13 protein-coding genes and 1 tRNA gene are annotated in these 19635 nt (G+C 44.7%); 9 read left to right on the top strand and 5 right to left on the bottom strand.

The window, feature by feature from the left end:
* Positions 1–130 precede the first annotated feature (130 nt).
* Positions 131–1870, top strand: a complete 1740-nt coding sequence (locus QVP94_RS07365) for a tetratricopeptide repeat protein (protein WP_022192279.1) — start codon at positions 131–133, stop codon at positions 1868–1870.
* A 101-nt stretch (positions 1871–1971) separates the two neighbouring features.
* Positions 1972–2433, top strand: coding sequence for an outer membrane beta-barrel protein (locus tag QVP94_RS07360; RefSeq protein ID WP_005860816.1), 462 nt, complete (start codon positions 1972–1974; stop codon positions 2431–2433).
* A gap of 928 nt (positions 2434–3361) precedes the next feature.
* Here the strand turns inward: QVP94_RS07360 and pnp are convergent.
* The gene (gene pnp / locus QVP94_RS07355; protein ID WP_005860818.1) at positions 3362–5602 is read right to left on the bottom strand and encodes a polyribonucleotide nucleotidyltransferase; all 2241 of its coding nucleotides are present in this window, start codon (positions 5600–5602) and stop codon (positions 3362–3364) included.
* Between the two features lie 203 nt (positions 5603–5805).
* On the opposite strand from pnp, the gene QVP94_RS07350 reads away from it, so the two are divergent.
* The 3 genes from QVP94_RS07350 to QVP94_RS07340 all read left to right on the top strand — a co-directional run bounded on the left by QVP94_RS07350 (position 5806) and on the right by QVP94_RS07340 (position 8041).
* Complete coding sequence (locus QVP94_RS07350) at positions 5806–6963, top strand: TlpA disulfide reductase family protein (RefSeq protein WP_005860820.1); 1158 nt, start codon at positions 5806–5808, stop codon at positions 6961–6963.
* 197 nt (positions 6964–7160) lie between these two features.
* Positions 7161–7631 (top strand): transcription elongation factor GreA, encoded by a 471-nt coding sequence (gene greA / locus QVP94_RS07345; protein ID WP_005860822.1) that lies wholly within the window; start codon positions 7161–7163, stop codon positions 7629–7631.
* Between the two features lie 14 nt (positions 7632–7645).
* Positions 7646–8041, top strand: a complete 396-nt coding sequence (locus QVP94_RS07340) for an HIT family protein (protein WP_005860824.1) — start codon at positions 7646–7648, stop codon at positions 8039–8041.
* A 241-nt stretch (positions 8042–8282) separates the two neighbouring features.
* Here the strand turns inward: QVP94_RS07340 and QVP94_RS07335 are convergent, their stop codons facing one another.
* Both QVP94_RS07335 and QVP94_RS07330 read right to left on the bottom strand, forming a co-directional pair.
* Positions 8283–9395, bottom strand: coding sequence for a PspC domain-containing protein (locus QVP94_RS07335; RefSeq protein ID WP_005860826.1), 1113 nt, complete (start codon positions 9393–9395; stop codon positions 8283–8285).
* A gap of 12 nt (positions 9396–9407) precedes the next feature.
* Entirely contained in the window at positions 9408–9734 is a 327-nt protein-coding gene (locus tag QVP94_RS07330; protein ID WP_005860828.1) for a PadR family transcriptional regulator, read from the bottom strand.
* Positions 9735–9921: 187 nt separating this feature from the next.
* On the opposite strand from QVP94_RS07330, the gene QVP94_RS07325 reads away from it, so the two are divergent.
* The 3 genes from QVP94_RS07325 (at position 9922) to QVP94_RS07315 (ending at position 13066) form a co-directional block, all read left to right on the top strand.
* A complete protein-coding gene (locus QVP94_RS07325) occupies positions 9922–11727 on the top strand; it encodes an AMP-dependent synthetase/ligase (protein WP_005860830.1) in 1806 nt (601 codons plus the stop codon).
* Between the two features lie 62 nt (positions 11728–11789).
* Positions 11790–12915 (top strand): peptide chain release factor 2 gene (gene prfB / locus QVP94_RS07320; protein WP_121963098.1). Its coding sequence is split into 2 segments (ribosomal slippage): positions 11790–11852 and positions 11854–12915, totalling 1125 coding nucleotides; the frame shifts between segments, so codons are not numbered across the junction.
* A 77-nt stretch (positions 12916–12992) separates the two neighbouring features.
* Positions 12993–13066 (top strand) — tRNA-Ile (locus tag QVP94_RS07315).
* A 109-nt stretch (positions 13067–13175) separates the two neighbouring features.
* On the opposite strand, the gene QVP94_RS07310 is transcribed toward QVP94_RS07315, so the two are convergent.
* Positions 13176–14321: a DUF6051 family protein gene (locus QVP94_RS07310; protein ID WP_022192278.1), complete on the bottom strand. Its 1146-nt coding sequence runs from the start codon at positions 14319–14321 to the stop codon at positions 13176–13178.
* 179 nt (positions 14322–14500) lie between these two features.
* On the opposite strand from QVP94_RS07310, the gene QVP94_RS07305 reads away from it, so the two are divergent.
* Positions 14501–15343, top strand: a complete 843-nt coding sequence (locus tag QVP94_RS07305; RefSeq protein WP_022192277.1) for a LytR/AlgR family response regulator transcription factor — start codon at positions 14501–14503, stop codon at positions 15341–15343.
* Between the two features lie 4 nt (positions 15344–15347).
* Here QVP94_RS07305 and QVP94_RS07300 read toward each other — a convergent pair whose 3' ends face one another.
* Positions 15348–19295 carry a hybrid sensor histidine kinase/response regulator transcription factor gene (locus QVP94_RS07300; protein ID WP_022192276.1) on the bottom strand — a complete coding sequence of 1316 codons (3948 nt, stop codon included), beginning with the start codon at positions 19293–19295 and terminating at the stop codon, positions 15348–15350.
* Between the last annotated feature and the right edge of the window lie 340 nt (positions 19296–19635).

Raw genomic sequence — 19635 nt, 5'->3', positions numbered from 1 at the left:
CAAAACCTGTAAGTATCCGGTCGTAGCGTACTTTGCGTATTGGCTTTCAAAAGTTTGTATAAATATCAATGAAACTATTACACTTTAATTTTTTACCTTTGTTGCGTTTAAGTGATAAAACAGATTTCCAATGCCTCGTATATACATCCTCTTGATGTCGGTCTTGATCTCGGCTTTTTATGCTTGCGATCATCGGGGGAAGCCTTACCCCGCTACCCTGTCACGGATCGAATCCCTTGCGGATACAAATCCGGAGGAAGCCCGCCCTTTGTTGGATCGATTGCGGGATAGCCTTTCGTCCTTTGATGAGGAACAGCGTATGTATTATGACTTGCTCGACTTGAAGGTCAATGATAAGATGTATGTCCGGCATACTTCTGATTCTTTGATCAAACGAATCACCGCTTTCTATGAGACATATGGCGATCGAGACAAATTACTAGAGTCTTATTACTATATGGGCCGTGTCTACCGGGATTTGAATGATGCCCCGGAAGCGTTGAAGTATTTCCAAAAGGCATTGGATGTGGCGGGGGATACGAGAAAGTACCGATTATTGTCCAATGTCTATTCGCAGATGGGGATGCTTTATGATTATCAGAATGTATATGAAGAGGCGATCCGTATGTATGAGAAAGCGGCTGAGTATAAATTACTGAAAGGAGATAGTACTAGTTTTTCTCTTGTGCTGAGAGATATTGCCCGAGTATATGATATGGTCGATAAGAATGACAGTGCGCTTCTCTATTTTCAAAAAGCGGCAATTATAGCGAATGAAACAGGAAATAGACATCGATATTCCGGTATATTGACTGAGCTGGGTGATCTTTACCGGGAATTGGTAATGTATGATAAAGCTTTGGAATGTTTGTCTGAATCATTAAAAGATTCCGTAGACCGGAATATGTATCCTACTTATTCGGTTTTGGGGAATACTTATTTAGAACTCAATAAATTGGATTCTGCCGATTACTATTTAAGAAAGTGCCTGGATAGTCCTAACTTACATGTTAGAGACGCTATTTATGAGTACTTGTCGCTTTTGTATGAGCGTCGGTTGAATTATCGGGAGGCTATTCGCTATGTCCGTCTTGGCCAGCAAGTGCAAGATACCATCCGCAAGATAACCGATTCGGAGGAAATCCGTAAAATGACCTCTTTGTATAATTATCAGAAGCGGGAAACTGAGAATTTACGGCTAAAGGGCGAGAATGACCGGATGCAGATTCGTATTTACCGGATATTATCCTTGTTCGGATTGGGGCTTTCGATAACCTTATTGTTTATATATAGACTGAAACGGCAGAAAGAGCGGTTGGCTAGGCAGTTTGAGGCGCTTCAGCGGGAAAAGCAAGAACAATATGAGAGAAGTTTTCAATATGTAGAAGCGAATAACGCGAAATTGAATGAATTGGGAACCTTACTATCTAAAGACTATGAAGATACAAATTCATTGCTTCATGTGCGAAAAGAACTTTTGCAAGTGACCAATGAACAAATACAGTTGCGGCGTACCGAGCGTGATTTGTTAGAGTCGGATTTAAGGCATTCGGATATCTATATGAAATTCCATTCCACGAATGAGGCAGATCAGATAATCAGGGAAGAAGATTGGAATGCTTTACGGAAGGAGTTAGATAAGACATACAATAATTTTACGAATCGTCTATATCAGCTATACTCGGGAATGTCATTGATAGAACTCCGGATTTGTTACTTGATAAAGATATCAGTCAAGGTAACTGATATGGCAAAAATCTTGGGTCGCTCCAAACCCTCCGTATCCTCATCCCGTAAACGGCTTTATAAAAAAATAAAGGGAGAGGATGGAACCCCGAATGAACTGGATGAATTAATCGCTGGTCTTTAGCCTTATACAACTCTGCGAACAAAAAGCGAACAAAAAGCGAACAGTGTTTTAGCCCCGAATCCAACCTTATCGGATACTTTTGCAGTCAAAAAATGAATGGGATGAAAAGAATTTTACTTTTGACTTTGTTGAGTTGCGTGGGCTTGTGTACACAAATATTGAGTGTTTTTGCCCAACAAGGAGAGAAAAGTGTCGGGATAAATGTGGGTTACGGCACAGCAAGTAGTTTTGAGTCGTTTCGCTTAGGTGCTGAGTTCAATTGGAACGCAACGGATCATATTCGTTTGTCGCCTTCTTTCGATTGCTATTTTGCCAGTAGTACCTCTTATGTGGTTAGTGCGGATGTACATTATTTATTTCCGATAAAAAACACATGGCAGGTTTATCCTTTGCTGGGAGTCACTTATACTCATTTCATGACTAATGAATTTGGGGGAAATATTGGAGCTGGTGTGGAATATCCGATTTCCTCGTCTTTTTATGTAAGTGCCGAAGGGAAATACCAGCTTACGAAGGATTTCCAGCAATTTGCTTTGGCGGCAGGTGTAGCCTATAAGTTTTAATAGGTCATTTGATACATCGTTCGACGGAGTATAAAGACTAAATTCGTTGGGAGAACGAGATATAAGAACTTCTTAGGAGATGGTAACGTCCTATAAAATAAAATCCCGGATAGCGTTTAATCTACCCGGGATTATATATTAATGTATAAGACCTTATCTTAGTTTCTGTACTCCCTGCGAGGCCCGCAATCATTACGATCTTGACGAGGACCACGGTCTCCAGACGCTTCCAGCCGATCTCGGAAATGTGAAGCAGATCATCCTTGCCCGATATAAACTCAACGAACGTACCGTAAGGTATAAGAGAAGCGTTATCCCTCAAAAGGCATGTTTGGCAACATGATCCTAAATTATCAGTAGTACTTACCTTGCCAACGCAGTATATCTTCTATGCCACTTGCAGTATATATCCCATGGATAAGTAAGTAGTACTGACTTTTCCGGCATGAGAAAAGCGTTTCCCTTAGGCGAACAAATAGTTTCTCCTAGGGAAAACTAAAGTTTCGTAAGCACAAAACTAAGGTTTCCTCATGAGGAAACAAATGTTTCCATAGCGGAAAACTTTTGTTTTATACCAAGAAAAACTATAAATGTCAATTAATCAGTTTTTTAGATGATATATGAAGCATGACCAAATAGATAGCTTGCCGGCTAAGCAATGTCTCCGTCTTCGGTCGCTTCTTGAAAAAGATAGGACTAATAATACGGTTGGCGAGTAGGGGACGGTGGTGTTTTGTGATTGAAAAGTAGTAAATGGTGGTAGATACGAGCCGATAGTGGTAGATGCTATTTATCTACCACCACCCGATAAATAACTTATGACCAATTGATTATAGCTATAGTTGTAGGTGTGGTAGATGATTTGATAAAAAAATCCCGGATAGTGTTTAATCTACCCGGGATTATATATAATGTATAAGACCTTATCTTAGTCTCTGTACTCCCTGCGAGGTCCGCGATCACCACGATCCTGACGAGGACCACGGTCTCCACGATCTTGGCGAGGTCCACGCTCACCTCTTTCTGGTCTTGGCGGACGTTCCTCGTAACCTTCCGGTTTCGGAAGCAATACCTTGCGGGAAAGTTTGAACTTGCCTGTCTTCGGATCGATATCAACCAACTTGACAGAAACCGTATCGCCTTCCTTCAAGCCGGCTTGCTCAACGGTCTCCAGACGTTTCCAATCGATCTCGGAAATGTGAAGCAAACCATCCTTACCCGGCATGAACTCAACGAATGCACCATAAGGCATGATAGAGGAAATCTTTCCTTCATAAACCTCTCCGATCTCAGGAACAGCGACGATAGCCTTGATCGCCTTGACAGCCGCGTCGATCGTAGCCTTATTCGTGCCGGAGATCTCGATCTTTCCTACGCCGTCTACCTCATCGATAGATACCGTAGCTCCCGTTTTCTCTTGGATACCTTGGATGATCTTACCGCCCGGGCCGATTACCGCACCGATGAATTCCTTACCGATAATCATCGTCTCGATACGAGGTGCATGAGGTTTCAAATCCTCACGAGCTTCCGGTTGAGCCTCCAATATCTTGCCCAAGATATGCATACGACCCTCTTTAGCTTGAGCCAAAGCATTCTCAAGGATCTCGTAAGACAAACCGTCTACCTTGATATCCATCTGAGTTGCCGTGATACCGTCTTTCGTACCCGTTACCTTGAAGTCCATATCACCCAAGTGATCCTCGTCGCCTAAGATATCAGACAAGATCGCGTAGTTCGTACCCTTGTTCTCGGAGATCAATCCCATAGCGATACCGGATACCGGTTTCTTCATCGGGACACCTGCGTCTCTCAACGCCAAGGTACCGGCGCAAACCGTAGCCATAGAAGAAGAACCGTTAGACTCCAAGATATCGGAGATTACACGTACTACATACGGATAGTTGTCCGGGATCATACGTTTCAGCGCACGGTGAGCCAAGTTGCCGTGTCCGATCTCACGACGGCCTACGCCACGTGTTGCTTTGGCCTCGCCTGTGGAGAATGGGGGGAAGTTATAATGTAAAAGGAAACGCTCGTATCCATGGTTCAATACGTCGTCTATCATTTTCTCATCAGACTTCGTACCTAAAGTTACCGTAGATAAAGACTGTGTCTCTCCACGTGTAAAGATAGCGGAACCGTGAGGACCCGGCAGGCAATCTGTCTCGATCCAGATCGGACGGATCTCGGTAGTCTTACGACCATCCAAACGCTTACCCTCATCAAGGATGGCACGGCGCATAGCCTCTTTCTCTACATCGTGATAGTAGCGACCGATCATTTCCAGTTTCTCGTCCGTCAACTCCTCCTCGGAGAATTGAGCCTTGTATTCTTCTACGATTTTCTCGAATGCCTCGCTGCGTTCGTGCTTGCCGCTACCAGATGTGGCTACGGCGTAAGCCTTGGCGTAACATTTGTCGTGTACGTCCTTGCGCAACTCGTCATCGTTTACCTCGTGGCAATATTCACGTTTTACCAATTTGCCGCAAGCCTCGGATAATTCCAATTGAGCCTTGCATTGTACCTTGATAGCCTCGTGAGCGACCTTGATAGCCTCAAGCATCTCAGATTCCTGAACCTCGTTCATTTCACCCTCAACCATCATGATGTTGTCTATGGTAGCGGCAACCATGATGTCGATATCAGCTTTCTCCAATTCTGCGGAAGTTGGGTTGACGATGTATTTTCCATCCGTACGAGCTACGCGAACCTCAGAGATCGGTCCGTTAAAAGGAATATCAGAAACTGCCAAAGCGGCGGAAGCGGCCAAACCTGCTAATGCGTCCGGCAAATCTTCGCCATCAGCGGAGAACAATATAATATTTACATATACCTCAGCGTGGTAGTTGTCTGGGAAAAGAGGACGCAACGCACGGTCTACTAAACGAGATGTGAGGATTTCATAATCAGAAGCTTTTCCTTCTCTTTTTGTAAAACCTCCGGGGAAACGTCCAAAAGCGGAGTATTTCTCTTTGTATTCTACTTGCAACGGCATGAAGTCAACACCCGGGTTCGCGTCTTTAGCGGCACAAACAGTGGCGAGCAACACGGTGTTGTTCATACGAACGGTAACCGCTCCGTCCGCCTGTTTGGCCAATTTCCCGGTTTCGATGGTAATGGTTCTTCCATCACCTAACTCGATCGTCTTGTTAATTGGATTAAGCATAATCTTTTTTCTTATTTTTCTATCTGTCAAAAATTGGTGCAAATGTAATGAAAGTTTACCTGTAATTGCATGAAAATGAAAAGAAATAACAGTCTTAAAGCACTTTTTTTGAAAAAAGCCTTGAAGAAATACGGAATAATAGTGCCACAATTGTAAAATAATGTATATTTGCACCGGATTAGTAATATAGACAAACTGGAATAATGAAACAAATATCTACGAATTTACTAGCTGTGCTGTGTGTTATGTTGCTTTTGTTCACGGCTTGTAAGAAGAATTCTGATTTTACGGTGGAAGGTGTAGTGTCCGGCGCAGACGGCCAGATGATGTATCTGGAGAATGTAGGTGTGTCGACGGTAGAGTTGATGGACTCCGTAAAACTGACGGCGGCCGGTAAATTCAGCTTTACGAAGCCTCGTCCGGCATTCCCAGATTTTTATCGCTTGCGTCTGAATAACCAATTGATCAACTTCTCGGTAGATTCTACGGAGACGATCTCGTTCGTGGCCGATGCCGGGACTTTCGCTACTTCTTATAGCGTGGAGGGCTCAGAGAATTGCAAGGCGATCAAGAATATTACCTTGGCTCAATTAGATGCGAACCAAGCGATCCATCGTTTACGGAAAGAATCTGAGTCCGGTCTGTTGGCGGATTCCGTATATTCCCGCCAGGTGCTCGAGGCCGCCGAGGCTTATAAGGACGTGGCTCGTAAGTATATTTATTCCGCCCCGATGTCCGCTGCCGCTTACTTTGCCTTGTTCCAGCAAATTGACGGCTTGCTGTTCTTCGATTTGTATGACAAGAACGACTCGAAGGCTTATGGCGCCGTAGCCACCAGCTTCGATCACTATTATCCGGAAAGCCCTCGTGCTAAGCATCTGTATAACTTGGCTCTTCAATCGATAAAGGTGATTCGTAGCCAGCGCCCGATGGACTTGGATAAGGTGGAGAAGAAAGAGGTTAGTTTCTTGGATATCGAGTTGCCGGATGTACATGGGGAAAACACGAAATTGTCTTCTGTCGCTACAGGTAAGGTGGTGTTGATCAACTTCACGGCCTATATGTCCGAATGGTCTCCTGCCTTGAATATGGAATTTGGCGATTTATATACGAGGTACCACGATAAGGGCTTGGAGATTTACCAGATCTCTTTGGATAGTGATCTTCACTTCTGGAAGAACGCCGCTTCTAATTTACCTTGGGCTTGCGTGCGTGATCCACAGTCGGTTTACTCTCAGACCGCGGCGTTGTATAACGTGAAACAGCTTCCGGCGATCTTTATCTTGGATCGCAAGGGAAACTTGGTTAAACGGGTGGACGACGTGAAGAAACTTGAGGCTGACATCAAGTCCGTATTGTAAATTGTTCATGATTTAATCATCAGATTTATATGTTATAAAGCACTTTCGTAAACTTGTTCATCTTAGAAAGATAACCTAACTTTGCGGAGTCTTGAAATGATAAAAAAGGGGAGTTCCGGCCATATGACTTGGTCGGGATTCTTTTTTATTATGCGATAATCAATCAATATTAATATAAAGAATAAGGAGGATTTAGTATGGCTGTTAGTTATATGACAAAGGACGGCTACGATAAGATTTTAGCTGAAATCAACTATTTGGAGACCGTGAAGCGCCCTGAAATATCAGCCCAGATCGCTGAGGCGAGGGATAAGGGTGACTTATCCGAGAACGCTGAGTACGATGCCGCCAAAGAGGCTCAAGGTATCATGGAGGCTAAGCTTGCGCAGTTAAAAGGTTTGATCTCAAACGCCCGTCTGATCGATGAGAGTCGTGTGAAAACTGATGAGGTTCAGATTTTGAACAAGGTGAAAATTAAGAATACGAAGAATAACGCTGTCATGACCTACACGTTGGTATCGGATTCGGAGGCTAACCTAAAAGAAGGAAAGATCTCCGTAAGCACGCCGATCGCCCAAGGTTTGATGGGAAAGAAGGTAGGGGATGTCGTTGAGATCCGTGTGCCTTCCGGCTTGATGACGTTTGAGATTATGGATATTTCAATTTAAAAACAGAAAGACGTATGGCAACTATTTTCAGTAGAATCGTGGCGGGTGAGATCCCTAGCCACAAGGTTGCGGAAGACGATGAGTTTTTTGCTTTCCTCGATATCAATCCGGTAGCCTTGGGGCATACCTTGGTAATTCCTAAGAAGGAGGTCGATTATATCTTTGATATCGATGATCCGATGCTGGGACGGATGGTAGCTTTCGCTAAACGGGTAGCTCGTGCTCAAGAGACCGCTATCGAGTGTAAGCGTGTAGGATTGGCTGTCATGGGTTTGGAAGTGCCCCATGCGCATATCCATTTGATTCCTATCACGAAGGAGTCCGATATGTATTTCGGCGGGAAGAAATTGGCTGTAAGTCAAGAAGAATTGGCCGAGATCGCCGCTAAGATTAGAAAAGAATTCAAATAATTGAATATAATTTTTTAATTATAAAAAATTGGTTATATTTGTACCCGCTGTTTTATGCGTGACAATATCATGCAAAGGGGACAGCAAATCATTAATATGATTCATTAGTGGTTTTTACTCATAAATTTGTTAACCTTAGAAGAAAGGCCCCTCTGTGACAGAGCGGCCTTCTTTTTTTAAACACACAATAAACATTATAAACTACTAAATTGATATCTTCATCTTACATCTTCGAATAGGATTAGGGGAGCCAAACGGCATGCCTGTTCCAACCGTGTACACCGTTCCAGTAATCATGCCAGTCATATAGCATACCGGATTGATGGATATATACGCCACATAATACAAGGGAGATAAGCCATAAGGCTAATAATATCCATCTTGCTTGCGTCGGTAAGGGACGTACCTTGAACAATTGGCAGCAAATCGCGTATATCAGGGAGAATATGGGGATGCCGATGAATAAGATCGTCCCTATGCATCCCATGATTGCCATTGACAGCGGTGCTCCGTTTATCAAGTCCGCTCCGAACGGAGAGAGATTATAGATGAATCCGGCTCCACCCATGAGCAAAGCGAATGTTACGACTACCAGAATGAATACGACTAGTACTAGCGGTGGCAACAGGAAGATTCCGGCCAATATGATGAAAAACTTCAGGATGAACCCGATGACCAGAACGAAAACATCCGCCAGCTTTTGGAAGAAGTTCCTCGGCTTATCCGAGCTGATAAAGTCGTTCACGTTATTGCTGACTTTCTCGAATCCATCTGTCACGGTCTTTCCGATATTCTCCACCGTCACGCTTTGTCCGCGCATCTCGAGTTTCTCGGTCGCCGTACGTGCCATCGGTACGATGATCCACAACAAAAAGTAAAGCGGAACCGTGATTCCATAGAAGAACATCAGAAGGAAAAGCACGATACGTACGGCAGTCGGGTCCCAATCCATGTAGGCGGCGAAACCTCCGGCGACACCTCCCAGAATACGGTTATCCGGGTCACGCATCAAGCGTTTCTTGGTTGTCTGGGTATGAGTCTCCTGTTGTTGTGTCCGGTAATTATCCTCGTGGTCGGTGCTTTTCTCTTCGTCCTCGAAAATCTCTTCCGGCTTACCCATCCGTTTGATCACTTCCTCTACCTGCTCGATCGTGATGACCTCGTAGCCTAAGCGGACACGCTCGTTAAGAAGTTCCGAGATACGCATCTCGAAATCATCCATGATCTCATCCGAACCCTCTTCTTTTCGGAAGTGGATGCGCAGGTTCGACAGATATTTGTCTAATAATTGGTATGCGTCTTCGTCAATGTGGAAAACTGTGCCTCCCAGATTAACAGTAAGTGTCTTCTTCATCACTCTTTCGTTTTAATTGTTTCTGATGTGGTTTATTGTATCATTTAGTTCCTGCCATGAAGCCTCCAGCTCGCCGAGGAATAGTTCTCCTTTCTCGGTCAGTTGGTAATACTTGCGTGGCGGTCCTTGCGTAGATTCTATCCACTGATAACTTAATAGCTCGCTATTTTTTAGTCGGGTTAAAAGAGGATATAAAGTGCCTTCCACAACGATCAACTTCGCTTCTTGTAACTTCTGAATGATATCAGAGGTGTAAGCGGGTTCCTTTTTGAGAAGCAGGAGGATGCAATATTCCAGCGTCCCTTTCCTCATTTGTGATTTTACGTTCTCTGCATTCATCTCTTTTAATTTTATGCTACAAATGTATGTATTACATATGTACTATGCAATACATGCTACTATGAATTATTATTATTTAACCGAACACTTGCACAAAAAGAGCAATTATGTGTAAAAAAAGGACTGATGTCGTGTCTTTTAGAAGAGAAAAGCGTACTTTTGCGGTATCAATTCAAAATAAGGAATTATGATTTATTATCATTTCGCCGAGTTAATACACCGTCAGGCAGAGAAATATGGGAACCGTACAGCGTTGAAACATAGAGATAACGCTACGGGGAAATGGTTGAAGATTTCTTGGAGGGAGTTTTCCGATAAGGTTATGCTTACGGCCAAGGCGATGGCTGAGTTCGGGATAAAGGTACAAGAGAATATCGGAGTTTATTCCCAGAATATGCCTCAGTGTTTATATACGGACTTCGGTGCGTATGGTAACCGGGTGGTTTCCATCCCGATGTACGCGACGAATTCTCCGGGACAAATCGAGTACATCATCAATGACGCTAAGATCCGCACGTTGTTCGTGGGTGAGCAATTGCAGTATAATAACGCTTTCAAGGTACAGAAGGACTCTAAGTATCTGGAGCGTCTGGTTGTCTTTGATCCGGCGGTCAAGATGAATCCGGAAGATAAGACGTCCATTTATTTTGATGATTTCTTGCGCTTGGGGGATAACGCGCATGCGGAGAGCACGGTGAAAATACGTATGACGGAAGCCGTTCCGGAGGATCTGGCTACCATTATATATACGTCCGGTACGACAGGTGAGTCGAAAGGCGTAATGCTTCCTCATTCTTGCTATCTGGAGGCGATGCGGATACATGATGTCCGTCTGCCTCTGGTAACCGACAAGGATCTATCCATGAGTTTCTTGCCAATGACTCATATCTTCGAGAAAGCTTGGTGCTATTATTGTCTCCATAAAGGGGTTACGATCGCTATCAACCAAGACCCGAAAATGATCCAGAAGACATTGCCGGAGGTTCATCCTACCTTGATGTGCAATGTGCCTCGTTTCTGGGAGAAGGTGTATGCGGGTGTGCACGAGAAGATCAACTCCGCCTCTCCGGCCATGAAGAAGATTTTCTTGGATGCTATCGAGACCGGGCGAAAGTATAATCTGGAGTATAAGAATAAAGGTATTCCGGCCCCGTGTGGTTTGAAGTTGAAGTTTCAATTTTACAATAAAACGGTTTTCACCTTATTGAAAAGGGTATTGGGTATTGAGCGTGGACGGTTTTTCCCGGTGGCGGGCGCTCCGTTATCGGATACGGTTAATGAGTTCTTGCAGTCCGTGAATATCCCGATCGCTTATGGTTATGGACTGAGCGAGACGACGGCTACGGTTTGTTTCTACCCGGAGATCGGATTCCAGTTTGGTTCTATTGGTGAGGTAATGCCGGGAGTTCAAGTGAAAATAGATCCGGGGAATAACGAGATCTTGGTGAAAGGCAAGACCGTGATGTCCGGATATTATAATAAACCGGAAGAGACGAAGAGGGCTTTCACCGAAGATGGTTTCTTCCGTACCGGCGACGCTGGTCGTTTGGAGGGTAATACGTTATTCTTTACGGAACGAATCAAGGATTTGTATAAGACTTCAAACGGAAAATATATCGCCCCGCAAGCGATCGAGATGGTGATGAGCGGTGATAATTATATCGAGCAAATCGCTGTTATCGGCGATCAACGTAAGTTCGTGAGCGCCTTGATCGTGCCGGCTTATCCATTGTTGGAGAAGTATGCCGGGGAAAAAGGCATCTCGTTCGAGAGCCGGGAGGAGTTGGTGAAGAACAAGGATATCATTCGTTTCATCGAGGCTAGGGTAGAGGAGCACCAGAAGAACTTGGCTTCTTACGAGAAGATCAAGCGCTTTACCTTGTTGCCGGAACCCTTCATGATGGGATGCGAGCTGACGGATACGCTAAAGTTGCGCCGTCCGGTCGTATTGCAGAAGTACGCTACCGAGATAGAGGCGATGTACGAGGAATAACGAGTTTGTCGGCTATCAACTATTTCTTATCTTCGCGGTAAATTTAAAAAAGAAAAGAACATATGATCACATCAGACCAACTACATGACGTGTTGGAGCGCGATAAGGCGCTGAGGGGGTATCTTTGACATCGATAGCAAGACCATTCAGTTAGAAGAGGAGGAGCTACGTACGCAAGACCCCGGTTTCTGGGAAGACGCCAAACGCGCGGAAGTCCAGATGAAGAAAGTAAAGGAGCTAAAGAAATGGATCGAGCTTTACGGTGAGGTACATGCGGCGGCTGAGGAGCTAGAGTTGGCTTACGAATATGTAAAGGAAGAGATTATCACCGAGGAAGAGGTGGACGCGGCTTATAAGAAGGCCCTTCATTTACTGGAAGACTTGGAGTTCCGCAATATGCTTCGTGACGAGGCTGATCAAATGAGCTGCGTGCTCAAGATCAACTCGGGTGCCGGTGGTACCGAGAGCCAAGATTGGGCTTCCATGTTGATGCGTATGTATCAGCGTTGGGCTGAGAATAACGGTTATAAGATCTCTATCGCCAACTATCAGGAAGGGGATGAGGCCGGTATCAAGACGGTTACGATCGATATCGAGGGCGATTACGCCTATGGCTATCTAAAGAGCGAGAATGGCGTGCATCGTTTGGTACGTGTATCTCCTTACAACGCCCAAGGTAAACGAATGACCTCTTTCGCCTCCGTATTCGTCACCCCGTTGGTGGATGATACGATCGAGGTAAAGGTAGAGGCGGCGGCTATCTCTTGGGATACGTTCCGTTCAGGCGGCGCCGGAGGACAGAACGTGAACAAGGTGGAATCCGGAGTTCGCTTGCGTTATCAGTTCAAGGACCCGTATACAGGCGAGGAAGAAGAGATCTTGATCGAGAATACCGAGACTCGCGACCAACCCAAGAACCGTGAGAACGCTATGCGTCAATTGCGTTCCATCCTTTACGATAAGGAGTTGCAGCATCGTATGGCCGAGCAGGCCAAGGTGGAGGCCGGAAAGAAAAAGATCGAGTGGGGTTCGCAGATCCGTAGTTACGTATTCGATGACCGTCGCGTAAAAGACCATCGTACGAACTACCAGACTTCCGACGTGAACGGTGTGATGGATGGAAAGATCGACGATTTCATCAAAGCATACTTGATGGAGTTCGCCGGAGAAGAAAGTGCGGAAAAATAAGTTTTTCCCTTTAACATTTGCATATCTCGATAATAAATCGTAATATTGCACCCGATTTCAGAGCCTAGCTCTGAACAGGTCCTATAGCTCAGTTGGTTAGAGCACCTGACTCATAATCAGGGAGTCCTTGGTTCAAGCCCAAGTGGGACCACGATGGATGATCGCTAAATAACGTAATATTAGTTATTTAGCGATTTTTTATTGTACCTGCATGAACTAAAAAAGAATATGAGTGTTTGAGGTCACAATTTGTGATCTCTTTAGAGAAACGCCGCCGCCCTCGTGAATATGGAATGAAAGGCTTGGTTGATCAGGCCCGGATCGATACGGGAGTGTGTCGGGAAGGGGATTTGATGGGAGTAAGCGAACGGGAAATCCAGTTCTTCCAATATCTTGCCGGACGCTTTTCCTAAAGCCTTGATCACCCCGCCAGTAGGCATAACGATATCTTTTTTCAATGAGATCGCCCGAATACGATCGCAAGCCCGTTGGAAGAACGACTCCCGGTAATCTCGTAACACATCCTCACGTACCATGGCCTTAAAGGCTTGCTCCAGAAAATCATTCTTGAACGAGGTGGGAAGCGTACGGTTCTCCAAGAAATCATGCCGGAAGTAATGGCGTACCTTGGCGAACGCCTCCTTGTCCATGATATCACGGGCGTTGCCATCCATCTCACTGAAGATGGAGCCACCGCAAAACATGAATAAACGGGTGTCCGTAAACATCTTGTCCGGATTCGCTAATAACAAGACCTGCGAGAGTAACGCGCCGATGGAATAAGCGAATAAGTTGATGGACGTATCTTCCTTGAACAAAGGATGCTCGCCGTTCTTGATCTCATGAACCAATTGCCACATATTATAAACGGATTCTCTGCCCGAGGCGTAAAAGCGTAACGGGTTTTGGGATAGCCGGCTGCTGAGGGCTACGTTGGCGAAGGTGGAGTTCGTCACGTTCGCTATCTCCTCCTTGCGTTTGCTTACCCAAGGGAGGATCGCACGGGGATTGGCCCATAATCCCGGGGTACGGTTCATATGGAAAGCGATCGGGAACAGGATGACCGGTTTACCGGTCGTATGGGTGAGGTATTCCGCCCATGTGAGGTATTTTTCCCAAGTTCGCTCGTTCAGGCCATGCAACAGGATAATCGCCTCATTATTCTTTTTACGTCCCGAGGGCGTGAATATGGCATACGAGAAAGATTTGTTCTCTTGGATACGATCGTCTGTCATCGGACAGAATCCGGTGGGGGTAAGTCCCTTCTGGAACTCGTCGATCTCGCTGGCGCCACGGGTCTGGGTGAAGCGAAACGGGATGATCTCCAGATGGCTCTCTTCCAATTCAGTCTTTTTGTCATAAGAGAAAAGACTGTTCAGTTGCTTAGTACGAAGTGAAATATCCATAATCCTCTGATTTTTTACTGCAAACAAACAATAGAAAAACATCTCTTCAAAATAAATGGTTTAAACGGGCTTTGTTGGGGACATAAAGTGTTATTTAGGGGTGAAATCTTTTATAGAGGGGTGAATTTCGTCTGGGAAAATGATTACATTTGTTCCAAAATAGAGGCAAAAAGATGGGAATGTGGGATCAAAAAATACCAAGTTACATATACGGTAAACAGAATATCGTGAGGCTGATTTTGTGGACGGCCTTGTTTGCGTTGGTGTTTATCAACATCTACAAACCGTTTAGCTCCACCTCTTGGTACAAGGTCTCGGAGTTTAAGTTCTTCGTATTCTCTAGCTTGATTATCTTGACGGGAGTATTGGTGGTTGTCTTGAGCCGTATTATTCTGTTCCATTGGGGGAAGCGGCATGCTATCACGGTCCGGACCTATGCGATCTGGATCGTGCTGGAGATATTCTTCATGTCGCTTTTCTATACGATTTATACGTTGGTACTGAATCCGGAACGAGAATATATGGAAGTTTTTAACGATTCGGCGGTGAATACCAGTCTGGTTTTATTGCTCCCTTATTCCGTGCTGCACCTGTATTTCTCTTATAAAGAGAAAGAGCGGCAATTGCGATTGTTGGAGGAGAACCAGACAGAAGCGGCGGTTCGGCAAAGCGTTTTCTCTTTCTATGACGAGAAGAACGAGTTGCGCCTTTCCGTGAAGCGAAGTAACCTGCTGTATCTTGAATCGGCGGATAATTACGTTTGTATCTGGTATCTGAATAAGGGGCAGCTCACGAAGTTTATGCTTCGCAACTCCTTGAAGGCGATCGAAGAGAACCTCGCTGATACGAATGTACTCCGTTGCCATCGTTCTTTCATGGTAAATTTCGACCAAGTGAAGGTGATCCGCAGGGAGAAGGAGGGCGTTTATCTGGAGCTGGGGATCGAGAAAGTACCCGATATCCCGATCTCCAAGACGTATAGCGAGAAGGTAACCCGCTGGTTCCAGACCTATTCTTCCTAGCGGGCTATTTCAATTCGATATTATTTTCTTTCGCGTATTGCGAGGGGCTCATGTTGAATTGCTTGGAGAAGGCCCGGCTGAAATAGGATTGCGAGTTGAAACCAACCGCCTCGGCGATCTCGTAAATTCTCATATCGCCTTGAAGGATCAACTCGGCGGCTTTCTTTAGCCGGCTGATCTTGATCAACTCGTTGGGCGTTACGTTCGATAGGCCGTTGATTTTACGGTAAAGGGTCGGACGGCTTAGATTCATCAAGTCCGCTATCATGTCCACGTCTAGGTTCACGTCGTTTATATGGCTGTCGATGATATCGTTCAGTTTCTTCAAGAACTTCTCGTCCGCCTTCGTGTAAGCCATGGATTTGATATTGGCAATCGGCGAGTTGAAATAATAGGCACGCATATTGCTCCGGTTGTTCAGCAGGTTCGTCACTTGGGTAAGCAATAGATCCATGGAGAAAGGTTTGTCGATGTAAGCGTCCGCCCCCAGCTCAAGCCCTTCCATGCGAGATTGCAAGGTGTTCTTAGCCGTCAGGAGGATGATCGGGATATGGCTGAACTCCAGATTAGTCTTTATCTTTTTCAATAAGGTGAAACCATCCATGACAGGCATCATGATATCGCTGATGATTAATTGGATGCCATATTCCTGAAGACGGGCAATCGCCTCCTCGCCATTACCGGCGGTGACAACATTGTAATGGACATTGATCTCTTGACCGATGAAATGGAGCATTTCGGTGTTATCTTCCACCACGAGAACCGTCGGGCGGGATTCTTGGGTGACATATTTCCGCTCGCTGGCAGGGTTGGTCAGGACCTCTGCTTTCTCTTCCTCTAGTTTTAATGAGTTCGGTTGGTTCACCGGCAAACGTAATCTAAAGATGATAAGCCCGGCCGGAGATTCCTCCAACGTCAACGATCCCTCGTGCATCTCCGCTAAAGAACGGGCTAAGGGTAGTCCGAGCCCGGTCCCGGATTTATGGATAGAGGAGTCATCCCGGTAGAAAGGCTCGAAGATCTTTTCTTTTATCTCCTCCGAGATGGGCTTTCCATCGTTCATGATATCGATCGTGAATCGCTCGCCATCTTGCGCCTCGAACCGAACGATGATCTTGCTTCTTGCGTATTTAATAGCGTTCGATAGGAGGTTGCTGAGTATCTTCGTGCAAGCCTCCTTATCGATAAAGGCGTAGAAAGATTTCACGTTACACTCGATAATCATCTGCAATGCCTCCTGCTCTGCCGTGTCGTGGAAACGCTCAAAGGTCTCTTGCATCAATGCGATGATGTCCGTATGTATGAAGTTTAGTTTATATCCCTCGATTTCCGTCTTCCTGAAATCCAGTAGTTGATTCACCAGATCCAGTAGCCGGTTTGCGTTTTTATCCACAATTGTCAGATAATTCTTTGCGCTGGGAGATAGCTTGATGTCCCGTGTTACTTTCTCCAGAGGACTTTTAATTAAAGTTAGGGGCGTACGTATCTCATGAGCGATATTGATGAAGAAATCAATCTTAGCTTGATAAAGCTCCTTCTCCTTTTCATTCTCGAACTCCTGTATTTTCTGCTGTATATTGGCCTTATTATGCCGGGAAATGATAAAGATCAGCAACACTACGCATCCGATAGCGATAATCCCATATAGGATTAACGCCTTGGTAGAGAGCCACCATGGGGGAAGGATCGTAATCTGGAACATCGCCGGCTCATCATTCCAAATACCGGACAGGTTCGCCGCCTTCACCTTAAACGTATAATTACCGGGCGGTAGTTTCGTGAAATAAACCCGGTTCTCGCCCACCACATGATACCATTTGGAACTTAACCCTTCCATGCAATAGGCGTATTGGGTGAGGTTGGGGGCTTGGTAGCTTAATGATGTGTAGTCGATGTAGAATGTGGACTGATTATGTTCTAAGGTGATCCCTTTTTTAAAAGTGATGTCTTTTTGCCTCAATAGATTATGGTCGGGGTCCGAATAATTGATTTGTGTCATATAAATCTTCGGTTGGATAGAGAACTGTTGGATATTATCGGGGTGGAACCGAACCAAGCCTTTCAAGGTCCCGAAATATAGTTTGCCGTCTTTAGCTTTTAAAGAAGAGTTATAGTTGAATTGATTGGACAGGAGCCCATGTTCTTTTTTGAACACCTTGATCTCTTGATTGACTGGGTTAAGTACGGCTAGGCCATTTGTGGTACTGATCCACATGTGGCCTTTAGGGTCTTCCTCGATCCGGTAAATGACGTTACTGGGTAGGCCGTCTTGAGTCGTGTATCTTGTCGTACTCTTTAAATTCCGGTCATACATTTTCACTCCGTTTCCGGTAGCGAACCATAGATTGTTTTTAGTATCCTCATGGATGTGATTGATCGTCCGGTTGGCGTTCGTGTTTATGGAATCCAATTTAAATTCGCCGTGTTTTTGCCGGATTGGGTCGAAATAATATAATCCGATATTGAATGTTCCGGCCCATATAACCCCTTCGTGATCCTCGAAGATCGTTTGTATCCTGCAATTACCGGGGAATTGATCGAGAGGCTCGAAAATATCTTTCTCCGGATTATATTGATACATGCCGGATGCCGTAGCTATGAGCAAGTTATTTTTCCGGGTTTTATAGAGATATACGATGATATCGTTTTGGGAGGCGTAAGGATTCGGGGCGATCGTATAATGCTTGATGATTTTCTCCGTACGGATATCCATCACGTCTACCCCGTTAGCGTGTGTCCCGATCCATAGATAGTCTCCAATCACGGTAAGCCCGTGGATACAGCTTTGGGAAAGACCGTCTTTATCTTGGAAGTTCTTATAGGTTTGCGTACGGATGTCGAGTTTATTGAGACCAGCGTCTTCGGTTCCTATCCATATATTATGGTTAGCGTCTTGGCAAATATCATGGATAATATCACCGTTAATTGTTTTTTTCCCGGGTATATTGTAGTCTTTCTTGAATTTGAGATAAGGAGGAAGGTAATTAATGCCCCCATTATCCGTACAGATCCATAAGCCACCTTCCCGGTCCTTGCAAAACTGTTTGGTAGCGTTGTTGGATAGTGAATATGGATCACATTTGTCTTGCTCAATGTGAAAGGTCTTGTTTGAGGGGATTTGGTAGATATAGATACCGTTGTAGGTGGCGATCCATACCTCGTCGTTTGTCACTTGGAAAATATCCCGGGTATAGAGGGGGCTGTTCTTTTGCCGGGTAAGAACATTTCGGCAAACACCTGTTTGTATATTGACTTGTTTGACTCCGTTATCGCTTGTACCTATCAGTAATGTATTATCGGACGGGGATGCCCATAGAGTCGTCATATTATCTATATGTAGGGTGTCGCTACCGTTATGGATATTTAGAGGGATGAATTTGTTATCGGTCGGGTCTAAGAGAACGACATTACCGTTTAGCGTGGTGGCCCATATCTGATCTTGGGGGGTGATATAGAAAGAGGTGATCGGATCACTATCCTTATACAGGTAGTTTTGGTGTAGCTCGGATTGCTCATTATATTTAATAAGGGAAAAGCCGGATAACAGCATCCACAGATTCCCTTGGTGATCAAATTCCAGATAGGTACAGCCGATTCCTTTCGTGAACTTTATCAAGGAAAAAGTATCGGTTTGGTAATCGTATTTTTGTACTCCCATATTAGTACCCACCCAGAGTTCACCGGAAGGGCTTATCGCCAAGTCGGTAATCCAGCTACTTATTAAAGTTCCTCTCTGTTTGGTTTGATTTTTTATGATATGGAATTTGTTCCCGTCAAATCGATTGAGCCCGTCCCGTGTTCCAAACCACATAAAGCCATAATGATCTTGGACACAACATGTCACGTTATTATTGCTTAATCCATCTTCTACCTCATAGGATTTAAAGTAGTATGACCGGGCGTTGAGCTCTATTGCGGTTACTACAAATAATAGGACGTATAAATAATTCATCAAGTTTTTTTTCATAGATCTCCCTTGTATTTCATGCGCAATATAAAGCCTTTTCCTAGACTTTCCATAGCAGTATCGTATCATTGTTTTTCATTTTGTTTCAATGTCCAGACTTCGGTTTTTGGCTTTAAAAGCCGTTCCTTGTAAGACTGTTTGTTGAGACGATAGGTAATAATTTTGAGAGAAAAGTGCAATACTGTTTGACTCAAGGGGCTTTAATTTTGGCAAAAACAGTGTGAATCTTTAAAAGATAGAATATGAATCAAAAAGTAAAAGTAGGTATAATAGGCTTTGGTCGCATGGGTGGATTTTATTTGGAGGAGATGCGGAAGAGCGATCA

Origin of the sequence: Parabacteroides sp. CAG:2 (assembly GCF_000436315.1) — a bacterium.
In the GTDB taxonomy this organism is placed as follows: Bacteria; Bacteroidota; Bacteroidia; order Bacteroidales; family Tannerellaceae; genus Parabacteroides; species Parabacteroides distasonis.
This window is presented reverse-complemented; position numbering and strand designations above follow the sequence as displayed.